This window comes from Allobosea sp. TAF32, from assembly GCF_052113585.1.
In the GTDB taxonomy this organism is placed as follows: Bacteria; Pseudomonadota; Alphaproteobacteria; order Rhizobiales; family Beijerinckiaceae; genus Allobosea.
Map to the genome: position 1 here is coordinate 127,168 of NZ_JBFRDM010000010.1, position 19,546 is coordinate 146,713.

19 protein-coding genes are annotated in these 19,546 nt (G+C 66.0%); 16 read left to right on the forward strand and 3 right to left on the reverse strand.

Annotated elements, in window-relative coordinates; translation table 11 throughout:
- Nucleotides 1-85 precede the first annotated feature (85 nt).
- Nucleotides 86-1,873, reverse strand: coding sequence for a peptide ABC transporter substrate-binding protein (locus AB4Z16_RS22995; RefSeq protein WP_441513640.1), 1,788 nt, complete (start codon nucleotides 1,871-1,873; stop codon nucleotides 86-88).
- Between the two features lie 666 nt (nucleotides 1,874-2,539).
- Here AB4Z16_RS22995 and AB4Z16_RS23000 point away from each other — a divergent pair.
- The 5 genes from AB4Z16_RS23000 to AB4Z16_RS23020 all read left to right on the forward strand — a co-directional run bounded on the left by AB4Z16_RS23000 (nucleotide 2,540) and on the right by AB4Z16_RS23020 (nucleotide 5,488).
- Nucleotides 2,540-2,875: a hypothetical protein gene (locus AB4Z16_RS23000; RefSeq protein WP_441513641.1), complete on the forward strand. Its 336-nt coding sequence runs from the start codon at nucleotides 2,540-2,542 to the stop codon at nucleotides 2,873-2,875.
- 143 nt (nucleotides 2,876-3,018) lie between these two features.
- Entirely contained in the window at nucleotides 3,019-3,726 is a 708-nt protein-coding gene (gene pyrF / locus AB4Z16_RS23005) for an orotidine-5'-phosphate decarboxylase (RefSeq protein WP_441513642.1), read from the forward strand.
- 38 nt (nucleotides 3,727-3,764) lie between these two features.
- Complete coding sequence (locus tag AB4Z16_RS23010; RefSeq protein ID WP_441513643.1) at nucleotides 3,765-4,052, forward strand: DUF1330 domain-containing protein; 288 nt, start codon at nucleotides 3,765-3,767, stop codon at nucleotides 4,050-4,052.
- A gap of 3 nt (nucleotides 4,053-4,055) precedes the next feature.
- Complete coding sequence (locus AB4Z16_RS23015; RefSeq protein WP_441513644.1) at nucleotides 4,056-4,367, forward strand: DUF1330 domain-containing protein; 312 nt, start codon at nucleotides 4,056-4,058, stop codon at nucleotides 4,365-4,367.
- A complete protein-coding gene (locus tag AB4Z16_RS23020; RefSeq protein ID WP_441513645.1) occupies nucleotides 4,364-5,488 on the forward strand; it encodes an anhydro-N-acetylmuramic acid kinase in 1,125 nt (374 codons plus the stop codon). The genes AB4Z16_RS23015 and AB4Z16_RS23020 overlap by 4 nt, the downstream gene beginning before the upstream one ends.
- A 142-nt stretch (nucleotides 5,489-5,630) precedes the next feature.
- On the opposite strand, the gene AB4Z16_RS23025 is transcribed toward AB4Z16_RS23020, so the two are convergent.
- Together AB4Z16_RS23025 and AB4Z16_RS23030 are read right to left on the reverse strand one after the other, a co-directional pair.
- Complete coding sequence (locus tag AB4Z16_RS23025; protein WP_441513646.1) at nucleotides 5,631-6,770, reverse strand: helix-turn-helix transcriptional regulator; 1,140 nt, start codon at nucleotides 6,768-6,770, stop codon at nucleotides 5,631-5,633.
- A 97-nt stretch (nucleotides 6,771-6,867) separates the two neighbouring features.
- Nucleotides 6,868-7,839, reverse strand: coding sequence for a PfkB family carbohydrate kinase (locus AB4Z16_RS23030; RefSeq protein ID WP_441513647.1), 972 nt, complete (start codon nucleotides 7,837-7,839; stop codon nucleotides 6,868-6,870).
- Between the two features lie 50 nt (nucleotides 7,840-7,889).
- Between AB4Z16_RS23030 and AB4Z16_RS23035 the strand changes: the two genes are divergently transcribed.
- The 11 genes from AB4Z16_RS23035 (at nucleotide 7,890) to AB4Z16_RS23085 (ending at nucleotide 19,479) form a co-directional block, all read left to right on the forward strand.
- Entirely contained in the window at nucleotides 7,890-8,672 is a 783-nt protein-coding gene (locus AB4Z16_RS23035; RefSeq protein WP_441513648.1) for a GntR family transcriptional regulator, read from the forward strand.
- Nucleotides 8,673-8,826: 154 nt separating this feature from the next.
- Nucleotides 8,827-9,432, forward strand: coding sequence for a helix-turn-helix transcriptional regulator (locus AB4Z16_RS23040; RefSeq protein WP_441513649.1), 606 nt, complete (start codon nucleotides 8,827-8,829; stop codon nucleotides 9,430-9,432).
- A 116-nt stretch (nucleotides 9,433-9,548) separates the two neighbouring features.
- Entirely contained in the window at nucleotides 9,549-10,343 is a 795-nt protein-coding gene (locus AB4Z16_RS23045) for a bestrophin-like domain (protein ID WP_441513650.1), read from the forward strand.
- A gap of 141 nt (nucleotides 10,344-10,484) precedes the next feature.
- A complete protein-coding gene (locus tag AB4Z16_RS23050; RefSeq protein ID WP_441513651.1) occupies nucleotides 10,485-12,041 on the forward strand; it encodes an ABC transporter substrate-binding protein in 1,557 nt (518 codons plus the stop codon).
- A 167-nt stretch (nucleotides 12,042-12,208) separates the two neighbouring features.
- Nucleotides 12,209-13,186 (forward strand): ABC transporter permease, encoded by a 978-nt coding sequence (locus tag AB4Z16_RS23055; RefSeq protein ID WP_441513652.1) that lies wholly within the window; start codon nucleotides 12,209-12,211, stop codon nucleotides 13,184-13,186.
- A 136-nt stretch (nucleotides 13,187-13,322) separates the two neighbouring features.
- Nucleotides 13,323-14,159 carry an ABC transporter permease gene (locus AB4Z16_RS23060; RefSeq protein WP_441513653.1) on the forward strand — a complete coding sequence of 279 codons (837 nt, stop codon included), beginning with the start codon at nucleotides 13,323-13,325 and terminating at the stop codon, nucleotides 14,157-14,159.
- A gap of 8 nt (nucleotides 14,160-14,167) precedes the next feature.
- Nucleotides 14,168-15,775 (forward strand): ABC transporter ATP-binding protein, encoded by a 1,608-nt coding sequence (locus AB4Z16_RS23065; protein WP_441513654.1) that lies wholly within the window; start codon nucleotides 14,168-14,170, stop codon nucleotides 15,773-15,775.
- A 119-nt stretch (nucleotides 15,776-15,894) separates the two neighbouring features.
- The gene (locus AB4Z16_RS23070; RefSeq protein ID WP_441513655.1) at nucleotides 15,895-17,184 is read left to right on the forward strand and encodes an ArgE/DapE family deacylase; all 1,290 of its coding nucleotides are present in this window, start codon (nucleotides 15,895-15,897) and stop codon (nucleotides 17,182-17,184) included.
- 52 nt (nucleotides 17,185-17,236) lie between these two features.
- The gene (locus AB4Z16_RS23075; RefSeq protein ID WP_441513656.1) at nucleotides 17,237-18,157 is read left to right on the forward strand and encodes a DMT family transporter; all 921 of its coding nucleotides are present in this window, start codon (nucleotides 17,237-17,239) and stop codon (nucleotides 18,155-18,157) included.
- Nucleotides 18,158-18,401: 244 nt separating this feature from the next.
- A complete protein-coding gene (locus AB4Z16_RS23080) occupies nucleotides 18,402-18,995 on the forward strand; it encodes an ankyrin repeat domain-containing protein (RefSeq protein WP_441513657.1) in 594 nt (197 codons plus the stop codon).
- Between the two features lie 10 nt (nucleotides 18,996-19,005).
- Nucleotides 19,006-19,479 (forward strand): nucleoside deaminase, encoded by a 474-nt coding sequence (locus AB4Z16_RS23085; protein WP_441513713.1) that lies wholly within the window; start codon nucleotides 19,006-19,008, stop codon nucleotides 19,477-19,479.
- The last annotated feature ends 67 nt before the right edge of the window (nucleotides 19,480-19,546 follow it).

Here is a 19,546-nt window from a genome sequence, read left to right on the forward strand (position 1 = left end):
AGCCCCGCCGGCATGCGCTGGCGGGGCATCGATTTATCGGCAGGCCTTCACGGAGACTATCTCTCCGCGAGCGGCTGCTGAGCTCTTAGCTGCGATACCAGGCCGCGAGGTTCCAGGTATCGACGTCCCAGCCGGAATGGTCGTGGGAGAGGTTGTTCGCCGCGGCGACGACCTTCTTGCGCGACAGGATCGGCAGGATGACGTTGGCCTCGCAGAAGATCTCGTTGACCTTGATCAGCAGCGCGGCGCGCTTGGCCGGATCGAGCTCCTTCTGCGCGGCCTTGTAGGCCTCGTCGGCAGCCGGATCGGTATAGCGCGAGACGTTGCGGCCCAGCCACTTGTTCTCCTTGTTGGCGACTTCCCAGGAAACGAACTGGTTGAGGAAGCGCTCCGGATCAGGCTGCGGCTGCGTGGTCGTATACATCTCCATGTCGACATAGAGCTTGGTGTAGGTGTCCGGGTTGGCGACGTCCGACGAGAAGAACACCGACGCCGTGACCGACTTGAGCTCGAGGTCGATGCCGGCGCGCTGGCAGGCCTGCTTGATGATGGCCTGGACCTTTTGGCGCGGGGCGTTGATCGAAGTCTGGTAGACGTATTTGAGCTTCTTGCCGTCCTTCTCGCGGATGCCGTCCGAGCCCTTCTTCCAGCCGGCCTCGTCGAGGATCTTGTTGGCCTTCTCGATGTTGAACTCGTATTTCAGCTTCTGCGACTTGAACTGCTTGGGCTCGTTGACGAAGCTCGCCGTCGCGCTGCCGGCGCGGCCATAGATGAACTTCTGGATCGAGTCGCGGTCGATCAGCAGGTTGATCGCCTGGCGCACGGCCGGGTCCGACAGGGTCGGGTGCTTGGTCTTGACGCTCGAGCGCTCGCCGTCGACCTCGGTCCACGGATCGGTCGTGTTGAGGGTGATGAACTCGATGTCGCCGGCAGCCGCTGCGCTGATCTTGCCGCGTCCGCCGGTCTCCATGCGCTTGAGGACCTCGTCCTCGACCAGCGTGTCCCAGGCATAGTCGTATTCGCCGGTCTGCAGCACTGCGCGCGCCGCCGAAACCGCGTCACCGCCGCCCTTGATCTCGAACGTGTCGAAATGCGGCTGGTTCTTGACGTGGTAGTCGGTGTTGATGGTCCCGGTCAGGATGTCGCCGGGCTTGAAGTCCGCGAACTTGTAGGGGCCGGTGCCGACCGGCTTCAGGTTCGCCGGTGCCTCGCGCGACTTCGCGCCCTTGTATTCGCCGAAATGGTGCTTCGGGATGATCATGCCGGCGACGCCGACGAAGGGATCGGCCCAGAACGGCGTCGGCTTGGCGAAGATCACCTTGACGGTGAGATCGTCGACCTTCTCGACCTTGATGTCCTTGTAGGCGCCGGTGGTGTAGGCGGCTGTCGCCGGGTCGGCGGCATATTCCCAGGTGAAGACGACGTCGTCGGCGGTGAGCGGCTTGCCGTCATGCCACTTCACGCCCGGCTTCAGCTTCCAGGTGACGGTCGTGCCGTCCTCGGAGAGGCCGCCGTTGGCGCGGGTCGGCACTTCCGCCGCGAGCTGCGGGGTGAGATTGCCTTCCTTGTCCCAGCCGGCGAGCGGCTCGTAGAAGACGCGCGAGGCGATCTGGTCCTTGGTGCCGGAGGCGAAATGCGGGTTGAGCAGGGTCGGGGCCTGCCAGAGCAGCATCTTCAGCGGACCGCCGCCACCGGCCTTGGTCGGCTTGTATTCGAGCGTGGCATTCGCCATCGCCACATCGTTCCATGCCAGGATCTGGCTCGCGATCGGGGCGGCGATGCCCAGCGCAGCCATCCGCTGCATGAAGGAACGCCGCGACAGGCGGCCCTCTTTCAGGTTATCGACCATTCCCTGGATATATTGACTGCTCATAACTGACCTTCGCATTGCGCCGGCTAGATATCGACCAGAAGTAGATCAGTATCAGCCTTGTTTTTACTGCAAACAAGGCACGGTAATGCCTTGGTCGCGACTCACCTCGTAGGGCGCGTCACCTTAAGCCCACCTTAAGGCGTTTTGATGGGATGGTAGGGTTGTTTACGGCGCATGGCGGCCATCCGCATTCTCGCGGGTGTCATGCCCGATGCGGCGAAGCTCGGGCTCGGGGATGTCATTAGCGACGGAGGGACATAATCTGACGGAGAGGCAGGGCGCCAGTACCGGCAGTGGGTCGGAAATCTCGGTTCCGGCACACCGGCGGAGGGCCGCTCAGCCCTCCGCTTTTGTCATGGAAGCTTAGCTCCAGAAGCCTTCTTGATAGCTGCGAGGCGAGAACTCCTTGTCGTCCCGCTGTTCCTCGCGATCATCCCGATGCTCGCTTTGTGTCTCGCATGCGCAGTCGGAATCGTGCCGTTCCAGCATCAGATCTCTCCTTTCAGTTTGTGAGGGAGGGTGCCTTGGGCTTCACGAATATGGGCATTTATGTTGCAGCGCACAAGGCGCGAGTGACATGGGTGGGTTGCCAACAATGTTGGAACAATCCAGCTAGGACTACGTTGGTGCGGTTCGCCGCAACGCGGCCTGAGGATTGGATACCAGATGAAGCAAGCGACCTATTTTTTGACTATTGCCGGTGCCTTCGCGATCGCCGGCGCCGTGATCGCCTCGCCCGTGGCGGCCGGCGCCCAGGATTTGCCTGCGGGCGTTGCCGCCGGCCTCGATAGGCAGCCGGTCGAGTACAGCATGACCGCCGCCAAGGAGCGCAGGCTGATGATCATGCAGGAAACCATGCGCCAGCAGCAGCATGGCCGCGGTAGGCCCGGATACGGGCGCGGCTACGGCCCGCGGCCTCACCCGGGCTACGGCCCAGGCTATGGCCCCCGTCCTGGCCCGCGTCCCGGTTATGGCTATCGTCGCGGCTACGAGCGTTGGTGATCGATAGCCTCCAACTGGGGCTCCCGCGCGGAGGGAATTGACCCTCCGCGCCGCTTCCGGCGCGGGGCCGGCGCGACCCGGTGGCCTCACTTGCATCTGGCTTCGAATCGTGCGCCTTCCCGCAAAACGCAGGGAGCCGGTGGATGATGCAGAAGATCAACGATGTCCGCGACCGCCTGATCGTCGCCCTCGACGTGCCCACCGTGTGGGATGCCTACCGCCTCGTCTCGACGCTCGGCGACGACGTCACCTTCTACAAGATCGGCTATCGCCTCGCCTTCGCCGGCGGGCTCGATCTCGCACGCCAGCTCGTCACCGAGGGCAAGAAGGTCTTCCTCGACCTCAAGCTCCACGACATCGGCAACACCGTGACCGAGGGCGTGGACTCGCTGACCAAGCTCGGCGTCACCTTCCTCACTGTCCACGCCTATCCGCAGACCATGCGCGGCGCCGTCGAGGGCCGTGGCGATGCGGCCCTCAAGCTGCTCGCGGTCACGGCGCTGACCTCCTATGATGACGGCGACCTGCGCGATGCCGGCTACGGGCTGGCGGTGCGCGATCTCGTGCGCCTGCGCGCCGAGCAGGCCCGCACGGCCGGCATCGACGGCATCGTCTGCTCGGCCGCAGAGACGGAGATCGTGCGCGAGGTCATCGGTCCCGACATGGTCATCGTCACACCCGGCATCCGCCCCTCCGGCAGCGCGGCGGGTGACCAGAAGCGCACGCTGACCCCGGCCGAGGCGATCCGCATCGGCGCCGACCATCTCGTCGTCGGGCGTCCCATCATCCGCGCGGCCGACCCGCGCGCCGCGGCGGGCGCGGTCATGGACGAGATCGTCGCGGCTTCGTAAGCTCCTGCCCGGAACCGATTCAGCGAACGGATAGAACCATGCCCAAGGGATATGTCATCGGCCGCGCCAAGGTCACCGACGCGACCAAATGGGGGGCCTACGCCGCTCGTTCCACCGAAGTGATCAAGCAGTTCGGCGGCGTGCCGGTCGTGCGCGGCGGGCAGATGACGGTCGGCGAGGGCGAGGGGCGCGCGCGCAACATCGTCCTCGAGTTCAAGGATTTCGAGACGGCCAAGGCCTATCTCTTCTCGCCGGAATATGCCGAGGCCCGCAAGCTGCGTGAGGGCGCCGGCGAGATCGATCTCGTCGCCGTCGAGGGGGTCTGAGCCATGGCCGCCAAGGGCTATTGGATCGCGCGCGTCGATGTCGAGAACGAGGAGGCCTATGCCCGCTATCGTTCGCTGAACGCCGTCGCCTTCGCCAAATACGGCGCGAAGTTCATCGTCCGCGGCGGCGAATACAAGCTCGCCCGCGGTGAGGGCCGCAAGCACAACGTCGTCATCGAGTTCAAGGACGAGGCGACGGCGCGCTCCTGCTACGCATCGCCGGAATACCAGGAGGCGATGAAACACCTGAGCGCTGCCGGGAAGTCCGATCTTATCATCATCGGCGGCTATGAAGGCCCGCAGCCGGGCGAATGAGCTCGCCCGAACGCGATCTCGCATGCGGGCCGCTGACCGCGATCGGCGTGATCAGCGGCACGTCGATGGACGCCATCGACGTGTCGCTGGTGACGAGCGACGGACGCGACGCCGTCGCTTTCGGGGCAGGCGCCTCCTATCCCTATCGCGAAGAGACGCGTCGCGCGCTGCAGGCGGTCATCGCCGATGCCGAGCGAGCCTCGGCCGAGCCGCTCATCGAGCTCGAAGCCGCTGTGACTGCCGACCACCTTTCAGCCATCCGCAGCTACGTTTCCGCCCAGAACTTCGACTGGGCGAGCATCGATCTCGTCGGCCTGCATGGCCAGACCATCTATCATCGGCCGGAACGGCGCTTCACGCGCCAGCTCATCGACGGGCAGGCCGTGGCCGATGCGCTCGGCATTCCCGCCGTCGACCGCTTCCGCCATGCCGATGTCGCAGCCGGTGGCGAGGGGGCGCCTTTTGCGCCGCTCTATCACCGGGCCCTCGCGCAGCGGCTGGAGCAGCCGGTGATGGTGCTGAACCTCGGCGGCGTCGGCAACGTCACCTATATCGACGGCGAGACCGTCATCGCCTTCGATACCGGCCCGGCGAGCGCGATTCTCGATGATTTCGTCTTGCGCCGCCTTGGGCGTCCCTATGATGCGGACGGTGCGCTGGCAGCGAGCGGCCGCGTTCATGACGACCTCGTCGCCGGCTTCATGGCCAACCCCTATTTCGACAGGCCAGCGCCGAAATCGCTCGATCGCAACGATTTCCACCGCCGCGCCCAGGTCGTCGAGGCCTTGTCCGATGCCGATGGCGCGGCCACGCTTGCCGCATTCACCATCGAGAGCCTGGTGTCGGCGCTGCGCCATGTGCCGCGTGCGCCCAAGCGCTGGCTCGTCGGCGGCGGCGGACGGCTGAACCGGCATTTCATGGCGCGGCTGGGCCAGCGGCTCGGCGTGCCCGTCGACCCTGTCGAGGTTGTAGGCTGGGACGGCGACGCGCTCGAAGCGCAGATCTTCGCCTATTTCGCGATCCGTTCGGTCAAGGGGCTACCGCTCAGCCTGCCCTCGACGACAGGCGTCCCGCTGGCGATGACGGGCGGCGAGCTTCGCCGGCCCATGGCGCACAATTGAGCATGGCCGTCATGCCTCCGTCATTTGAAGGATGAGGAGTCCGGCAAGCTCTGCCTAGATGCGCGCCGGGTCAGCGGCGAGAGGAAACCTCGTCGCAGGGGGGGAGCTGGCAGGGTCGGGCCCTGCCGGGCGAGAGCCGAACTCAGCGCGGCTGAAGGGGCAGAACCGCGCTGCGCAGCAGCGAGACGAGCTGGCTTTGCTGGCGGGTGTTGGTCTTCTGGAAAATCCGCGCCAAATGCGTGCGGGCGGTCGAGATGCGCACGCCCTGGGCCATGGCCGCTTCCGTCAGAGAGAGACCGCTCGCCAGAGCGGACGCGAACTTGGCTTCGGTATCGGTCAAATCGAACAGCTGGCGCGTGCAGGCGACGATGTCGCTCGCCGTCTCAAGGCGCCTGAGCGCGATCATGATCAGACCGTGTGGCCCGTGGAGCGCCGGGGAGGGCGCCGCAGGCATGACGCAGGCCGAAAGCGAATGACCGCCGTCGCCACCATGCAGGATCATGCTTGCCTGATGGTTTGCGAGCGGATCGCGGGAGCAGTGCAGGGCTCCCTCCACCAGTTGGCGGAGCCGGCGCTGGTCGCCCGGCTGGCGGGCGTAGAGGCGCCCCTGCCGCAACCCGATCGGCCCGTCCGGCTCGGCCAGGATCTCGTCGGCGCCCTCATTGGCATAGGAAATCCGCATCTCCGCATCGAGGATCGCGATTCCGAGGGCCAGCCGGTCGAGCGCGCCGCGCGCCTCGTCGCGTTGGATGGTGACGCGGCCGATATGACGGCGCAGTTCCACCACCCGGCGGAGCACCGGGTAGAGCCTGCCCAGCAGGGCGGCGTCCTGGTCGTCGAACCCGTCCTGGCTGCGGCCGCGCTGCACGTCGAAGAACCAGAACGCCTGCCCCTTTTCCGACAAGCGGCAGGCCATGCCGCCATACATGTCCTGCGGTCGCATCCACTCCTGCCAGACGCGCGAGCGCCGCAGGGACTCTGCGCCGTAGACCTGATGATCCCGATAGACTTCCCCGAGCGGGATACCGTGCAGCGCCTGGCCCATCTCGACGAATTCCGGCGCCAACTCGCCGAAGCAATGTTCCTGCAAGGCTTCGTCGGGATTGGTGGCGTAGGCGATCCAGTCCTCCGGGTCGGGGCCGATGCTGGCGAAACAGGCTTTGGAGCCGTCGAAGAGCCGGCGCATCGTCTCGGCGGCGACCGGCATCTGCTGCTCGTCCATCGCACCGGCCAGCAGCTGGTCGATCGCGGTCATGACGGTATCGACATCGGGATGCGCCATGCCCCCCCCCAATTGCGATGGACCAAGTCTGATCTTGCCCGGGTCAGGTTAGCAGCATGGCTGGGTCGCGAAAAGTCCAAAAGCAATCCAAAGATCTTTATGCAGTTTGCGGCGGCTTCCCGCCAATGTGTGCTTCCGCGAGTTGGGTGATTTCGGCGGGCCGCGGCAGGGCATCGAAGACACCGTGCCGCGTCGTCGTCAGCGCGCCGGCGGCAGCCGCGTGGCGCAGCGCCTCGGAGAGGGCGCGCCCCTCGGCGAGGCGAACGCCGAGTGTCGCGGCAAAGGCATCGCCGGCGCCCAGCGCATCGACCGTTTCGACGGGAAAACTGGCTTGCAGGACCGGTTGCTTACCGGCCGCGACTGCGATGGCGCCGGCTGCGCCGCGGGTCAGTACGACGAGCTTCGGACCGCGTTTGAGGATCGCCGGGCCGAGTTCTACGGCGAAGCGCCCGGGCGTGGCGATGTCCGCGTCCTGCCAGCCGAATGTCGCCGCGAGGCCGCCGGCTTCGGTTTCGTTGACGATGAGAAACGAGGTCGAGCGCAGGATGTCGTCCGGCACCGGCCGGAACGGCGAGGGGTTGAGCAGGGTCGGCACGCCCGCTCGATGCGCCAGGGCGAAAGCCGCGCGGATCGGGGCGTCCGAAATCTCGAATTGCGCTGCGACCAGCGCGGCTCCCGCGATGGCTTCGGCTTTGTCCCGGACATGCGCTTCCGAAACGGCGAGATTGGCCCCCGGCGCGATGGCAAGGCTGGTCTCGCCGGCCGCGTCGACGAAGGCGACGCCGCTCCCGGTCCGTCCCTCCAGGCGCACGAGCATCCCCTCCGGCAGATCGGCGCGTGCCAGCGCCGCGGGGGCGAAGCTGGCAGCCAGATCGTCGCCGACCGCGAGGACCCCGTCCACCGCGGCACCAAGGCGGCGTGCCATGATCGCCTGGTTCAGACCCTTGCCGCCGGGCTCGATGGTCACGCGCTCGGCGGCGATCGATTCCCCCGGCCGCGGAAAACGCCCGACCTTTGCCGAGCAGGCGAGGACGAAGCTTCCCAGAATGAAGATCGGTTTGTCGAGCATAGGGTTTGATTTTCCTATCCACGAGCTGCTACGCGGGTTGTGTCACGATCATGCAACTGACGACAGTGCCCAAGCCTACCAATCCGAAGCCGCCGTTCCAGGAACTGCTGGAGCTGCGCAGCGATACCGCCAAGCCGCTCTATAAGCAGCTTGAGGATCAACTGACGCGACTGATCGGCGACGGCATCCTCCCGCCGGGCACGACCCTGCCGGCGGAACGTGAGCTGGCCGAGCGGCTCAGCATCAGCCGCACCACCGTACAACGCTCCTACAATGCGCTGCGACAGCGAAAGCTGCTGAGCGCGCAGGGCCGGTTGGGGTCGATCGTGCAGGGGCCGGGGCGTCGTCTGCATTCGGGCATGGACCGGCTCAAGGGCTTCACCGAGGAGATGCACGAGCTCGGCCGGGTCCCGTCCTCCCGCATCCTCGAGCGGACGGTAGTGCAGGACCGCGCGATTGCCTCGATCTTCGGCGAGCCGTCGCATGCCAGCTTCCTCAAGCTCGTCCGTGTTCGCTCCGGCGACGACGTTCCGATGTCGCGCGAATGCGCCTGGTACAATCTGGAGCGGGTTCCTGAGCTGGCGCGGGCCGAACTGTCGGGCTCCGTCTATGCCGCCCTCGCCGCATTCGGATTCCCGCTGGTCCGCTGTGATCAGACCATAGAGGCGGCGGCCCCGAGCGACGAGGAATGCGCGATCTTCGGATTCCGGCGGCCGGTGCCCTGCCTGCTGATCAAACGGCGCAGCTACGGCGCGGACGGCGTCATGCTGGAATATGTCGAGGGCCTGTTCCGTGGCGACACCTACACCTATCGGCTGGCGCTGAAGGCCTGATTTGGCGGCCGCGCTCTTGCCAACCCCCCGGTCCGCATCTGCGCGAATTTGAACCGATCTCCATCCTCCTGCGACGAATGGAAACCGAAGCATGTGCGGGGTTGTCTCCTTGCATGTGCGCGGCGATCCCTGGATTGCGGAGATGGATGTTGCGATGTCATTCCATGTTTCGGTCATAGGCAGGGCCGATTTCTCGCCAATGCCGCCGCGCCGGCTGGCTCCGGAGGCCGCTGATGGAGCGTCGAAGCCTGTCTTCGTCATCGATGCCGGCCTGAGCATGCGCTTCAGCAATCGCTCCGCGGCCGCGCTGATGCGGAACGGGTTGGGCGACGCCGATCGTTTCACCGCCTGCGACAAGGATTTCCTGGCGCGGCTTCAGCTCTGGATGAAGCGCAGCCGCTGCGGCAGCGCGGTCGGCGAGACGCGGCTGCCGCTGGCGCTGCGCTGCGGGCGACAGGTCGCGATCGACGCCGTTCATCTGGCGTGCATCGACCTCTTCGTCCTGACGGTCGACGACCCCGAAAGCGCCATGGAGCGGAACGTCGCCCAGGTCAGCGAAGCCTGCGGGCTGACGCCGACGGAGGAGCGCATGCTGGGGCTCGTCGCCGAAGGGCTGGACACGATCGTCGCTGCGAAGCGGCTCGGCATCGCGCCGACGACCGCACGCACCCACCTCCAGCGCCTGTTCACCAAGACCGGAACGGCGCGGCAGAGCGAACTCGTCCGCTTCGTCGCCACCTATGTCGAGGATGCGCGCTGAACGCGTTCTGCAGCACGTCGGCAGTTTGATCGTCGCCGGATATTGACACCGCTGATCATCTTAAGTCTCTGAAGCAGCGTGCGTATGCCCGCACTTTGCCGGGAGCGACCGCGGCCATGCCCGAGACCGTTTCAGCCTTCACTTTCTGCCTGCTGCTGAGCGCCAGCGCGGTTCTGGGCATGAAAATGCGCGGCTGGCTGTCGGAAGAAAATCTCCCCGAGCGCACCATGGAGGCGCTGCGCCTCGTGACCAGCCTGCTCGTCACCTTTGCTGCTCTGGTACTCAGCCTTCAGCTCTCGAACGTGAAGGCAAGCTTCGACAAGGCCTATCGCGACCGCAGCGCCGACGCCGCGCAGCTCGCCCAGCTCGACGAATGCCTGCGCAACTACGGGCCGGAGGCCGACCCAACCCGTCTCGCGCTGCGTACCTACACGGCTGCGGTCATTGCCAGTACCTGGCCCCGCGAGCCGAAGCCTGTCGGAATGGTGCTGCCCGATACATCCGCCATGGCTCGCGAAGGAGCCGATCCCTCGCTCGGAGCTCTGCTCAACGGCATCGGGCGCGCCATCAGCGGCCTGCCCTCGACAGACACGCTCCGTGCCAACATCGCGGCCGAGTGCCGGTCGGCCTATCTCCAGCTGCAGCAGCGGCGCTGGGCCGTCATCGAGGATGTGCATGGGCCGATTTCGCCGCTTTTCACCAGTGTCGTGACCTTCTGGCTGATGCCGGTGTTCCTGAGCTTCGGCATTCAGACGCCGCGCAAGCGCGTCGCCGCGATCGTGCTGGCCATCGGTGTCATCTCGATCTCGACGGTGATGTTCGTGATCAGCGATCTCGAGACGCATTATGACGGCCTGTTCGGCATCCCGAGCCTGGCGATGCGCGATGCTCTGGCGGCCATGGCCCGCTGATCCGGGACCCTGCCGATCGGTTGGCGCGGCGCTTGCCAAGAGCGACGTGATCGGGTGCGATGGCACCGATCCGGTCCGCGCGGCCCGATTCAAACGATACGATCTCGGTACGAGGCAGGGGAACAGCAAATGAAGGCCAGGATGACGGGATGGCGGTTCGGCTTGGCGCTTGCGGCGTCGGTCCTCGCGCTAGGGGCGGCGCAGGCGCAGGAGCCGAAGAAGGGCGGTACGGTCCATGTCGTGGTCCAGCCCGAGCCGCCGATGCTGATGCAGGGCCTCAACCAGAACGGCCCGACCAACATGGTCGCCGGCAATATCTACGAGTCGCTGCTGCGCTATAACGAGAAGCTCGAGCCGCAGCCCTCGCTCGCCAAGAGCTGGGAAATCTCGCCGGACGCGAAGACCTACATCTTCCACTTGCAGGAAGGCGTGAAATGGCACGACGGCAAGCCGTTCACGGCCGACGACGTCGTCTTCACCCTCGACAAGTTCCTGCGCGAAGTGCACCCGCGCTGGCGCCCGATCGTCAATGCGCAGGTCGAGAAGATCGAGAAGGTGGACGACCTCACGGTCAAGATCACGCTGAAGCAGCCTTTCGGCCCGATGATCATGACGCAGGAGGTCGCCTCCGCGCCGATGATCCCCAAGCACATCTATGACGGTACGGATTATCGCGCGAACCCCGCCAACAACACGCCGATCGGCACCGGCCCCTTCAAGCTCAAGGAGTGGAAGAAGGGCTCCTATATCCACCTCGTCAAGAACGAGGACTACTGGCTGAAGGGCAAGCCGAACCTCGACGAGATCTACTGGCAGATCATTCCCGATGCAGCCGCCCGCGCCGTTGCCTATGAGACAGGCAAGGTCGACGTGCTGACCGGCGGCTCGGTCGATGTCTACGACGTCGCGCGTTTGTCGAAGCTGCCCAATACCTGCGTGACCACCAAGGGCTGGGAGATGTTCGCCCCCCATGCCTGGATCACGCCGAACGTGCGCAACGGCATCCTCGGCAACAAGCAATTCCGCCAGGGGCTGATGTACGCGATCGACCGCGAATTCGGGAAGGACGTGGTCTGGGGCGGCCTCGGCAAGCTGCCGACCGGGCCGATCTCGTCCAAGACCAAGTTCTATTCGTCCGACGTGCCGAAATACACCTATGACCCCGCCAAGGCGAAGGAGCTGATCAAGGCCTCCGGCTACAAGGGGGAGACCATCAAGCTCCTGAACCTGCCTTATGGCGAGACCTGGAGCCGCTGGTCCGAGGCGATCAAGCAGAACCTCGAGGATGTCGGCGTCAAGGTTCAGATCGAGAACACCGACGTGCCCGGCTGGACGCAGAAGGCGTCGAACTGGGATTTCGACCTGAACTTCAACTTCCTCTACCAGCTCGGCGATCCCGCCATGGGCGTCGCCCGTTCCTACATCACGGCCAACATCGCCAAGGGCAATCCCTTCGCCAATGTCGGCGGCTACTCCAATCCGGAGGTCGACAAGCTCTTCGCCGACGCGGCGATCGCGCCGACCGACAAGGAGCGCCAGGAACTCTACACCAAGATCCAGAAGATCCTGGCCGACGAGCTGCCGGTGCTCTGGCTGCTGGAGATGGACTTCCCGACCATCTACCGCTGCAACGTCAAGAATCTCGTCACCACCGGCATCGGCGTCGACGACGGCTTCCGCGACGCCTGGAAGGAGTGAGGGCAGCTCGCCGGCCCTTCACGAACAGGCGCCTGCGCGCTTCTCGTCATGGTCGGGCTTGTCCCGACCATCCACGTCTTCAGTCGTCGGGGACGGTGTTCCAGACGTGGATGCTCGCCACAAGGGCGAGCATGACGGGGAGCTGCTGCCATCGGGAACAGGATTGAATGAACCTCGCGCAATTCCTCGCCGGCCGGCTCGTGAAGGGGATCATCGTCCTCTTCGCCATCGCCGTGCTGAATTTCCTGCTGATCCGCGCCGCGCCCGGCGACCCCGCGCAGGTGCTTGCCGGCGAGGCCGGCGCCGCCGACGCGCAATTGCTTGAGCAGTTGCGCGCACGTTTCGGCCTCGACCAGCCCTTCCTGATGCAGCTCTGGATCTATTTGAAGGGCTATCTGACCTTCGATCTCGGATTCAGCTACCGCCAGCAGCAGCCAGTGCTGAGCCTGATCATGGAGCGCCTGCCGGCGACCCTGCTTTTGACCGGCGCGGCCTTCCTCGTCTCGCTCGTCGTTGGCACCGCGATGGGCGCGCTCGCCGCGCGCCGGGCCGGCAAATGGTCGGACAGCCTGATCACCACGTTGGCGCTGATGTTCTATGCCACGCCGCTGTTCTGGGTCGCGCTGATGAGCCAGATCGTCTTCGCGCTGAAGCTGGGGCTCGTCCCCAATGTCGGCTACGAGACGATCGGCGCGAACTATACCGGTCTGGCGCGGGCGCTCGACATCGCCCAGCACCTCATCCTGCCCTCGCTGACGCTCGGCCTGTTCTTCACAGCACTCTACGCCCGAATGATGCGCGCCTCGATGCTGGAGGTCGCGGGTGCCGATTTCGTCAAGACGGCGCGCGCCAAGGGCGTCTCGCAGTCCACAGTCTGGCGCCGGCACGTCGCCCGCAACGCGATCCTGCCGGTGGTGACGCTGGCCGGCCTGCAGGCGGGTCAGCTCGTCGGTGGCGCGGTGCTGACCGAGACCGTCTTCGCCTGGCCCGGTATCGGCCGGCTGATGTTCGATGCGCTGGTCCAGCGCGACTATTCCGTCCTGCTCGGCGTCTTCTTCATCTCCTCGGCGATGGTCGTCTGCTTCAATATCGCGACCGATCTGGTCTACCGGATCGTCGATCCGCGCATCGAGGCGCACGCATGAACAGGCCCTTTCCGTCATGGTCGGGCTTGTCCCGACCATCCACGTCTTCGCTGGTCGAAGGCCGTGTTCAAGACGTGGATGCTCGCCACAAGGGCGAGCATGACGTCGAGTGCATCGTAATGTCGGAGGCGCTTTCTTGAACTTCCTCAAGCGCTTCGCCCGCAATCGCGGCGCCGTCATCGGCATCCTCATCCTGCTCGCCGTCGTCGCCTTCGCGATCCTGGCGCCGACGCTCTATCCGCAATCGCCCTGGCGCCCGGTGGCGCGGCCCTTCCTCGCGCCCTTCGTCAACGAGCGCTTCCCGCTCGGCACCGACACGCTCGGCCGCAACCTTGCCTCCGGCCTCGTCCATGGCGCACGCGTCTCGCTGATGATCGGCGTGGTCTCGACGCTGGTCGCGCTGGTGATCGGCGTGCCGCTTGGCGCGATGGCGGGCTATGCCGGTGGCTTCGTCGATGACGCGCTGATGCGCTTCACCGAATTCTTCCAGACCATTCCCTCCTTCGCGCTCGCCATCGTGCTGGTGGCGATCCTGCAGCCGCAGCTCGGTTCGATCGTGCTCGCGATCGGGGTGGTCAGTTGGCCGCCCGTGGCGCGGCTGGTGCGCGGCGAGGTGCTCTCGCTGCGAAGTCGCGAATATGTTCAGGCCGCCGTCACCATCGGCCAGTCGACGCCGCGGATCATCTTCAGTCAGGTCCTGCCCAACACCATCGCGCCGATCATCGTCATGGGCTCGCTGATGATCGGCTCGGCGATCCTGCTGGAATCCTCGCTCTCCTTCCTTGGCCTGGGCGATCCCAACCTGATGAGCTGGGGCTACATGGTCGGCGCCGGCCGCACGCGCCTGCTCGACGCCTGGTGGATTTCGTTCTTCCCGGGCTTCGCGATCTTCCTAACCGTGCTCGCCCTCAACCTCGCCGGCGAGGGGCTGAACGATGCCCTGAACCCGCGTCTGGCCAGGGGGCGGGAATGATGGCGCGAATGACCGCTCCCGCGCTCTCCATCGAAGGCCTTACGCTGGCATTACCGGCGATGGCAGACCGCGCCAACGCGGTCGAAAAGGTCACGCTCGCCATCCAGCCCGGCGAGACGCTCTGCGTCGTCGGCGAATCCGGCTCGGGCAAGTCGATGATCGCCCATGCCGTGATGGGCCTGCTGCCCAAGGCGGTGAAGCCGGTTGCTGGCGCGATCAGGCTCGCCGGTCGCGACATCCTCGCCCTCGACGAACAAGCCATGCAGGATGTGCGTGGCCGCGAGGTCGGCATGATCTTCCAGGAGCCAATGACCTCGCTCAATCCGGTCATGCGCATCTCCGACCAGATCGTCGAGACTTTCGAGGCTCATGGTCTCCACGACAGGGCAACGCGTCGGACCCGCGCCATCGATCTGCTGACCGAAGTCGGCCTGCCCGATCCGCCGCGCCTCGCCAAGGCCTATCCGCATGAGCTTTCGGGCGGCCAGCGTCAGCGCGTGATGATCGCGATGGCACTCGCGCTCGAACCGAAGCTCCTGATCGCCGACGAGCCGACAACCGCTCTCGACGTCACCACGCAGGCGCAGATCCTCAAGCTCATCGACAATCTGCGCCATCGCCACGGCACGGCCGTGCTCTTCATCACCCATGACATGGGCGTGGTCGCCGAGATCGCCGACCGCATCGCCGTGCTGGAGAAGGGCGTGCTGGTCGAGGAGGGCACGGCCGATCAGGTGCTCGGCTCTCCGCGCCATCCCTATACGCAGAAGCTGCTTGCCGCCGTGCCGTCGCTGACGCCGGCCGTGCTGCCGCCGCTGCCGGACACTGCTCCGGTCATCAGTGTCGAGGGGCTCGGCAAGACCTATCGCAAGCGCTCGCTCTTCGGCGTCGCGCGCGAGGTCAAGGCGGCCGACGACATCTCCTTCGCGCTCGTCCGCGGGGAGACGCTCGGCCTCGTCGGCGAATCCGGCTCGGGCAAGTCGACGGTCGGGCGCTGCTGCCTGCGCCTGATCGAGCCCGACCGCGGCCGCATCGCTCTGGGAGACCTCGTGCTCTCCGAGCTGAAGCCGGCCGAATTGCGCCGCCAGCGCAAGCGCATCCAGATGGTCTTCCAGGACCCCTTCGCCTCGCTCAATCCGCGCCAGACCGTCGGCCGCATCATCTCGGACGGCCCGGTCGCCCATGGCACGCCCCGCAAGGAGGCCTTAGCGCGGGCGAAGGAATTGCTGGAGCTTGTCGGTCTCTCCGCCAACGCCATCGACCGCTATCCGCATGAATTCTCGGGCGGCCAGCGCCAGCGCGTCGGCATCGCCAGGGCTCTGGCGCTCGAACCGGACGTACTGGTCGCGGACGAGGCTGTCTCCGCGCTCGACGTCTCCGTGCAGGCGCAGATCCTCAAGCTGATCAAGGACATCCAGAGCCGGCTCGGCCTCGCCATCCTCTTCGTCACGCACGACCTGCGCGTCGCCGCGCAAATCTGCGACCGCATCGCCGTGATGCAGCGCGGACGGATTGTCGAAAGCGGGCCGACAGCCGCGATCTTCACCGCCCCGCGGCACGAGTATACGCGGCAGCTGTTGGCGGCAGTGCCGGGCGGCGCGCGCTTCGGGCACTAATGGTGTTCTCGCCGTCATTCTCGGGCGAGCGAAGCGCAGACCCGAGAATCTCGTAACGAGATGACACTGGTTTCCGAGATGCTCGGGTCACCCGAGCATGACGCTGGATAGGAATACCCATGCCTCTCGATCCCGCCTTGCGTGACAAGATCCTCGCCGCCGTCGAGGCGGGCTTCGACGAGCAGGTCGCCTATACGCAGGAACTGGTCCGCTTCGCTTCGACACGCGGGCAGGAGCATACGGTCCAGGACTTCATCTTCCGCGCGATGAAGCAGCGCGGCTTCACCATGGACCGTTTCGCCATGGACAAGGAGGCGATCGCGGCCCATCCCGGCGGTGCGCCCTTCTCCGACACGCATTCCGATGCGCCGATCGTCGTCGGCATCCATCACCCGCGCGAGGAGAAGGGCCGCTCGCTGATCCTCCAGGCCCATGTCGACGTCGTCCCGGCCGGTCCCGCCGATCAATGGAAGCACGCGCCCTTCGACCCCGTGATCGAGGGCGACTGGATGTACGGCCGCGGCAGCGCCGACATGAAGGCGGGCGCCGCCGCCAATCTCTTCTGCCTCGATGCGCTCCGCCGCATCGGCATGCAGCCCGCGGCGACGGTCTATGTCGAATCCGTCGTGGAGGAGGAATCGACCGGCAACGGCGCGCTGATGACGCATCTGCGCGGCTATCGCGCCGAGGCCGCGCTGATTCCCGAGCCGGAATATGAGATGCTGGCGCGCGCCAATGCCGGCGTGCTCTGGTTCCAGTTCGAGGTGCGCGGCATCCCCGCCCATGTCCGCGAGATGGGCACCGGCGCCAACGCGATCGATGCCGCCTATCGTGTCGTCGCGGCTTTGCGCAAGCTCGAGGAACAGTTCAATATCGAGAAGGCCGGCCGCGAGCATTTCGAGGATGATCCGCATCCCATCAACCTGAATATCGGCAAGATCGAGGGCGGCGACTGGGCCTCTTCGGTGCCGTGCTGGTGCCGGGTCGATTGCCGCGTCGGCCTCTATCCCGGCGTCACCGCCAAGGAGACGGCGCAGCGCATCGAGGATTGCATCCGCGACGCCGCGCGCGGCGATTCCTTCCTCGCGAACAATCCGCCGAAGGTCACCTTCAACGGCTTCTGGGCCGAGGGCTATGTGCTGGAGCCCGGCAGCGAGGCCGAGGCCGTGCTCGCCTGCGCCCATGAGGCGGCGCTGGGCAAGCCGCTGAAGAGCTTCATGACGGCCGCCTATCTCGATACCCGCGTGCACGCGCTTTACGACAAGATTCCGGCGCTCTGCTACGGCCCGATGGGCGAGAATATCCACGCCTTCGACGAGCGCGTCAGCCTTGCCTCCGTGAAGCGCATCACCGGCGCCATGGCGCTCTTCGTCGCCGAATGGTGCGGGCTCGAAAGCATCGAGGGGTGAGTGCGGCCCGAGCATCGGACCGAAAAGTGGGAACCGGCTTTCGGAGTATCCGATGCTGAAGCAAGAAACGGGATCGTCGCGCGTCCGAGAGGACGCGGGACGATCCGGCCGGGCACTGCTGCTCGTTCCGCTGCTTGGGCTTCTCTGGGGCTTCAACTGGCCGGCCGTGCGGATCTCGCTGACCGAGATCGCGCCCTGGACCTTGCGCGCTGCCGGCATGAGCTTCGCCGGGCTTGTCCTCGTCGCGGTTGCGCTGGTGCGCGGTGTCCCGCTCGCAGTGCCCCGCGCGCAGTGGCCGCGGCTGGTCGTCGCCGGTTTCCTCTCGATCGCCGCCTTCAATGTGCTGCTCGCCTTCGCGCAGCTCGCCGCGCCGACCTCGCGCGCCGCCATCCTGACCTTCACCATGCCGATCTGGGCAACGCTGCTCGCGCGCTTCGTGCTGGGTGAGGCTTTCGACGGTCGGCGCCTGGCGGGGCTTGCGCTGGGTATCGCCGGCCTGATCTGCCTCGGCCTGCCGCTGATCCTCGCCGGACAGCTCTCTTTCGGCCTGATGCTGGCGCTCTGCGCTGCGGTGAGCTGGGCTTTGGGCACGATCGTGACCAAGCGCTGGCCGGTCTCGGCCCCGGCGCTCGCGATTGCCGCCTGGCAATTGCTGATCGGCGGCTGCATCGCCGGCATCGGCATGCTCGTCTTCGAAGGCCTGCCCGTGCCGAAGCTGCTGTCGCCGCGCGTGCTGACGGCGTTGAGCTTCCACATCATCGGCGCCCAGGCGCTCGCCTATTTCCTCTGGTTCACGGTGGTGGCGCGCCTGCCGGCCGGCATCGCGAGCCTGGGCACGCTGATGGTACCGGCGGTCGGCGTGCTCGGCTCGGTGCTGCTGCTGGGCGAGCGACCGACGGCGACAGATTGGTTCGGCCTGGCACTGGTGATCGCGGCCTCGGGGGCGATCATGGTCCCGGCGCGTCGTGCCTGACTCTTCGGACATCCATTCGAAGAACCACTGGGCAGTATCCGCATAATTAATTTCCGGATGGGCGGCCTGGTTTCTATCTGAAGCAGGCTGCAATCTGCGTCGAGATCGGCTTCGGAGAGGTGCGCGTCGTAGAGCGCGATGCCCGGCACGGCAAGGAGATCACCGCTTGTCCAGATCGTCGCCAATCATTGCCTTCATGCTTCTCCTGCTGGCGTTCTGCCCGCGGATCGCCTTCGGACAGACCATGACAGATACGAGCCTTCACGCCGCCGCCGCCCGCGACGATACCGCCGCGATCAAGCGCCTTGTTGCCGGAGGCGCTGCCATCGACGCGCGCGATGCGCGTGGGCGCACCGCATTGCTGGTCGCGACGCATGAGAACCATGCCGACGCGGCCAAAGTGCTGATCGAGGCCGGGGCGAATGTGAACGCCAAGGACGCGATCAACGACAGCCCTTATCTCTATGCGGGAGCTCGCGGCCATCTCGCCATCCTGAAGCTGACGCTGGCGCATGGCGCGGACCTCAGGAGCACCAACCGCTACGGTGGCACGGCCCTGATCCCGGCTTGCGAGCGCGGCCATGTCGAGACCGTTCGCACCCTCATCGCCGCGGGTGTCGACGTCGACCACGTCAACAATCTCGGCTGGACCGGGCTGCTCGAGGCGATCATCCCCAGCGATGGCGGGCAGGCGCATCAGCAGATTGTTGCGGATCTGATCGCGGCCGGGGCGAACGCGAACCTCGCAGATCGCGACGGCGTCACGCCGCTCCAGCACGCACGTAGCCGCGGTTATGCCAGGATCGAGCAGATTCTGCATGCCGCCGGCGCCCGGTGAGGGGGCGATGATGAGTGAGGTCCAGCGCTTTCTCTGCGAGGCGATCGAACTCGCCAAGGCCAATATGGAGACGGGTGGCCGGCCCTTCGGTGCCGTCGTGGCGCAGGGCGGCGAGGTGGTAGCCACGGGCGTCAACGAGATCGTCGCGACGAACGATCCGACCGCCCATGCCGAGCTGACGGCGTTGCGCGCCGCGAGCCGCAAGCTGGGATCGCCGAATCTCTCAGGCTGCGTGGTCTACGCCAGCGGTCATCCCTGCCCGATGTGCATGGCCGCGATGCGGCTCGCCGGCGTGGGCGAGGTCTATTTCGCTTATTCGAACGATGACGGAGCGCCCTATGGGCTTTCGACGGCCGCGATCTATGCCGATCTCGCGAAGCCATTCGCCGAGCAGTCGATGAAGATCAGCCACGTGCCCGTCCGTCTCGGCGATGGGGCTGATCTCTATGCAGAGTGGAAGCGACGGCAGGCGGCGCCGGGCTAGGTTCAGCGTCGCGACGCTGTTCGCCCGCATCTCGCGCTTGCCGCCGGGCGGGGCCTGGCGTCGCTCG

What these genes read in the sequence shown, in the direction of transcription:
- AB4Z16_RS22995 (WP_441513640.1), bottom strand. Translation starts at nt 1,873, where the DNA reads ATGAGCAGTCAATATATCCAGGGAATGGTCGATAACCTGAAAGAGGGC.
- AB4Z16_RS23000 (WP_441513641.1), top strand. Translation starts at nt 2,540, where the DNA reads ATGAAGCAAGCGACCTATTTTTTGACTATTGCCGGTGCCTTCGCGATC.
- pyrF (WP_441513642.1), top strand. Translation starts at nt 3,019, where the DNA reads ATGATGCAGAAGATCAACGATGTCCGCGACCGCCTGATCGTCGCCCTC.
- AB4Z16_RS23010 (WP_441513643.1), top strand. Translation starts at nt 3,765, where the DNA reads ATGCCCAAGGGATATGTCATCGGCCGCGCCAAGGTCACCGACGCGACC.
- AB4Z16_RS23015 (WP_441513644.1), top strand. Translation starts at nt 4,056, where the DNA reads ATGGCCGCCAAGGGCTATTGGATCGCGCGCGTCGATGTCGAGAACGAG.
- AB4Z16_RS23020 (WP_441513645.1), top strand. Translation starts at nt 4,364, where the DNA reads ATGAGCTCGCCCGAACGCGATCTCGCATGCGGGCCGCTGACCGCGATC.
- AB4Z16_RS23025 (WP_441513646.1), bottom strand. Translation starts at nt 6,770, where the DNA reads ATGGCGCATCCCGATGTCGATACCGTCATGACCGCGATCGACCAGCTG.
- AB4Z16_RS23030 (WP_441513647.1), bottom strand. Translation starts at nt 7,839, where the DNA reads ATGCTCGACAAACCGATCTTCATTCTGGGAAGCTTCGTCCTCGCCTGC.
- AB4Z16_RS23035 (WP_441513648.1), top strand. Translation starts at nt 7,890, where the DNA reads ATGCAACTGACGACAGTGCCCAAGCCTACCAATCCGAAGCCGCCGTTC.
- AB4Z16_RS23040 (WP_441513649.1), top strand. Translation starts at nt 8,827, where the DNA reads ATGTCATTCCATGTTTCGGTCATAGGCAGGGCCGATTTCTCGCCAATG.
- AB4Z16_RS23045 (WP_441513650.1), top strand. Translation starts at nt 9,549, where the DNA reads ATGCCCGAGACCGTTTCAGCCTTCACTTTCTGCCTGCTGCTGAGCGCC.
- AB4Z16_RS23050 (WP_441513651.1), top strand. Translation starts at nt 10,485, where the DNA reads ATGACGGGATGGCGGTTCGGCTTGGCGCTTGCGGCGTCGGTCCTCGCG.
- AB4Z16_RS23055 (WP_441513652.1), top strand. Translation starts at nt 12,209, where the DNA reads ATGAACCTCGCGCAATTCCTCGCCGGCCGGCTCGTGAAGGGGATCATC.
- AB4Z16_RS23065 (WP_441513654.1), top strand. Translation starts at nt 14,168, where the DNA reads ATGACCGCTCCCGCGCTCTCCATCGAAGGCCTTACGCTGGCATTACCG.
- AB4Z16_RS23070 (WP_441513655.1), top strand. Translation starts at nt 15,895, where the DNA reads ATGCCTCTCGATCCCGCCTTGCGTGACAAGATCCTCGCCGCCGTCGAG.
- AB4Z16_RS23075 (WP_441513656.1), top strand. Translation starts at nt 17,237, where the DNA reads ATGCTGAAGCAAGAAACGGGATCGTCGCGCGTCCGAGAGGACGCGGGA.
- AB4Z16_RS23080 (WP_441513657.1), top strand. Translation starts at nt 18,402, where the DNA reads ATGACAGATACGAGCCTTCACGCCGCCGCCGCCCGCGACGATACCGCC.
- AB4Z16_RS23085 (WP_441513713.1), top strand. Translation starts at nt 19,006, where the DNA reads ATGAGTGAGGTCCAGCGCTTTCTCTGCGAGGCGATCGAACTCGCCAAG.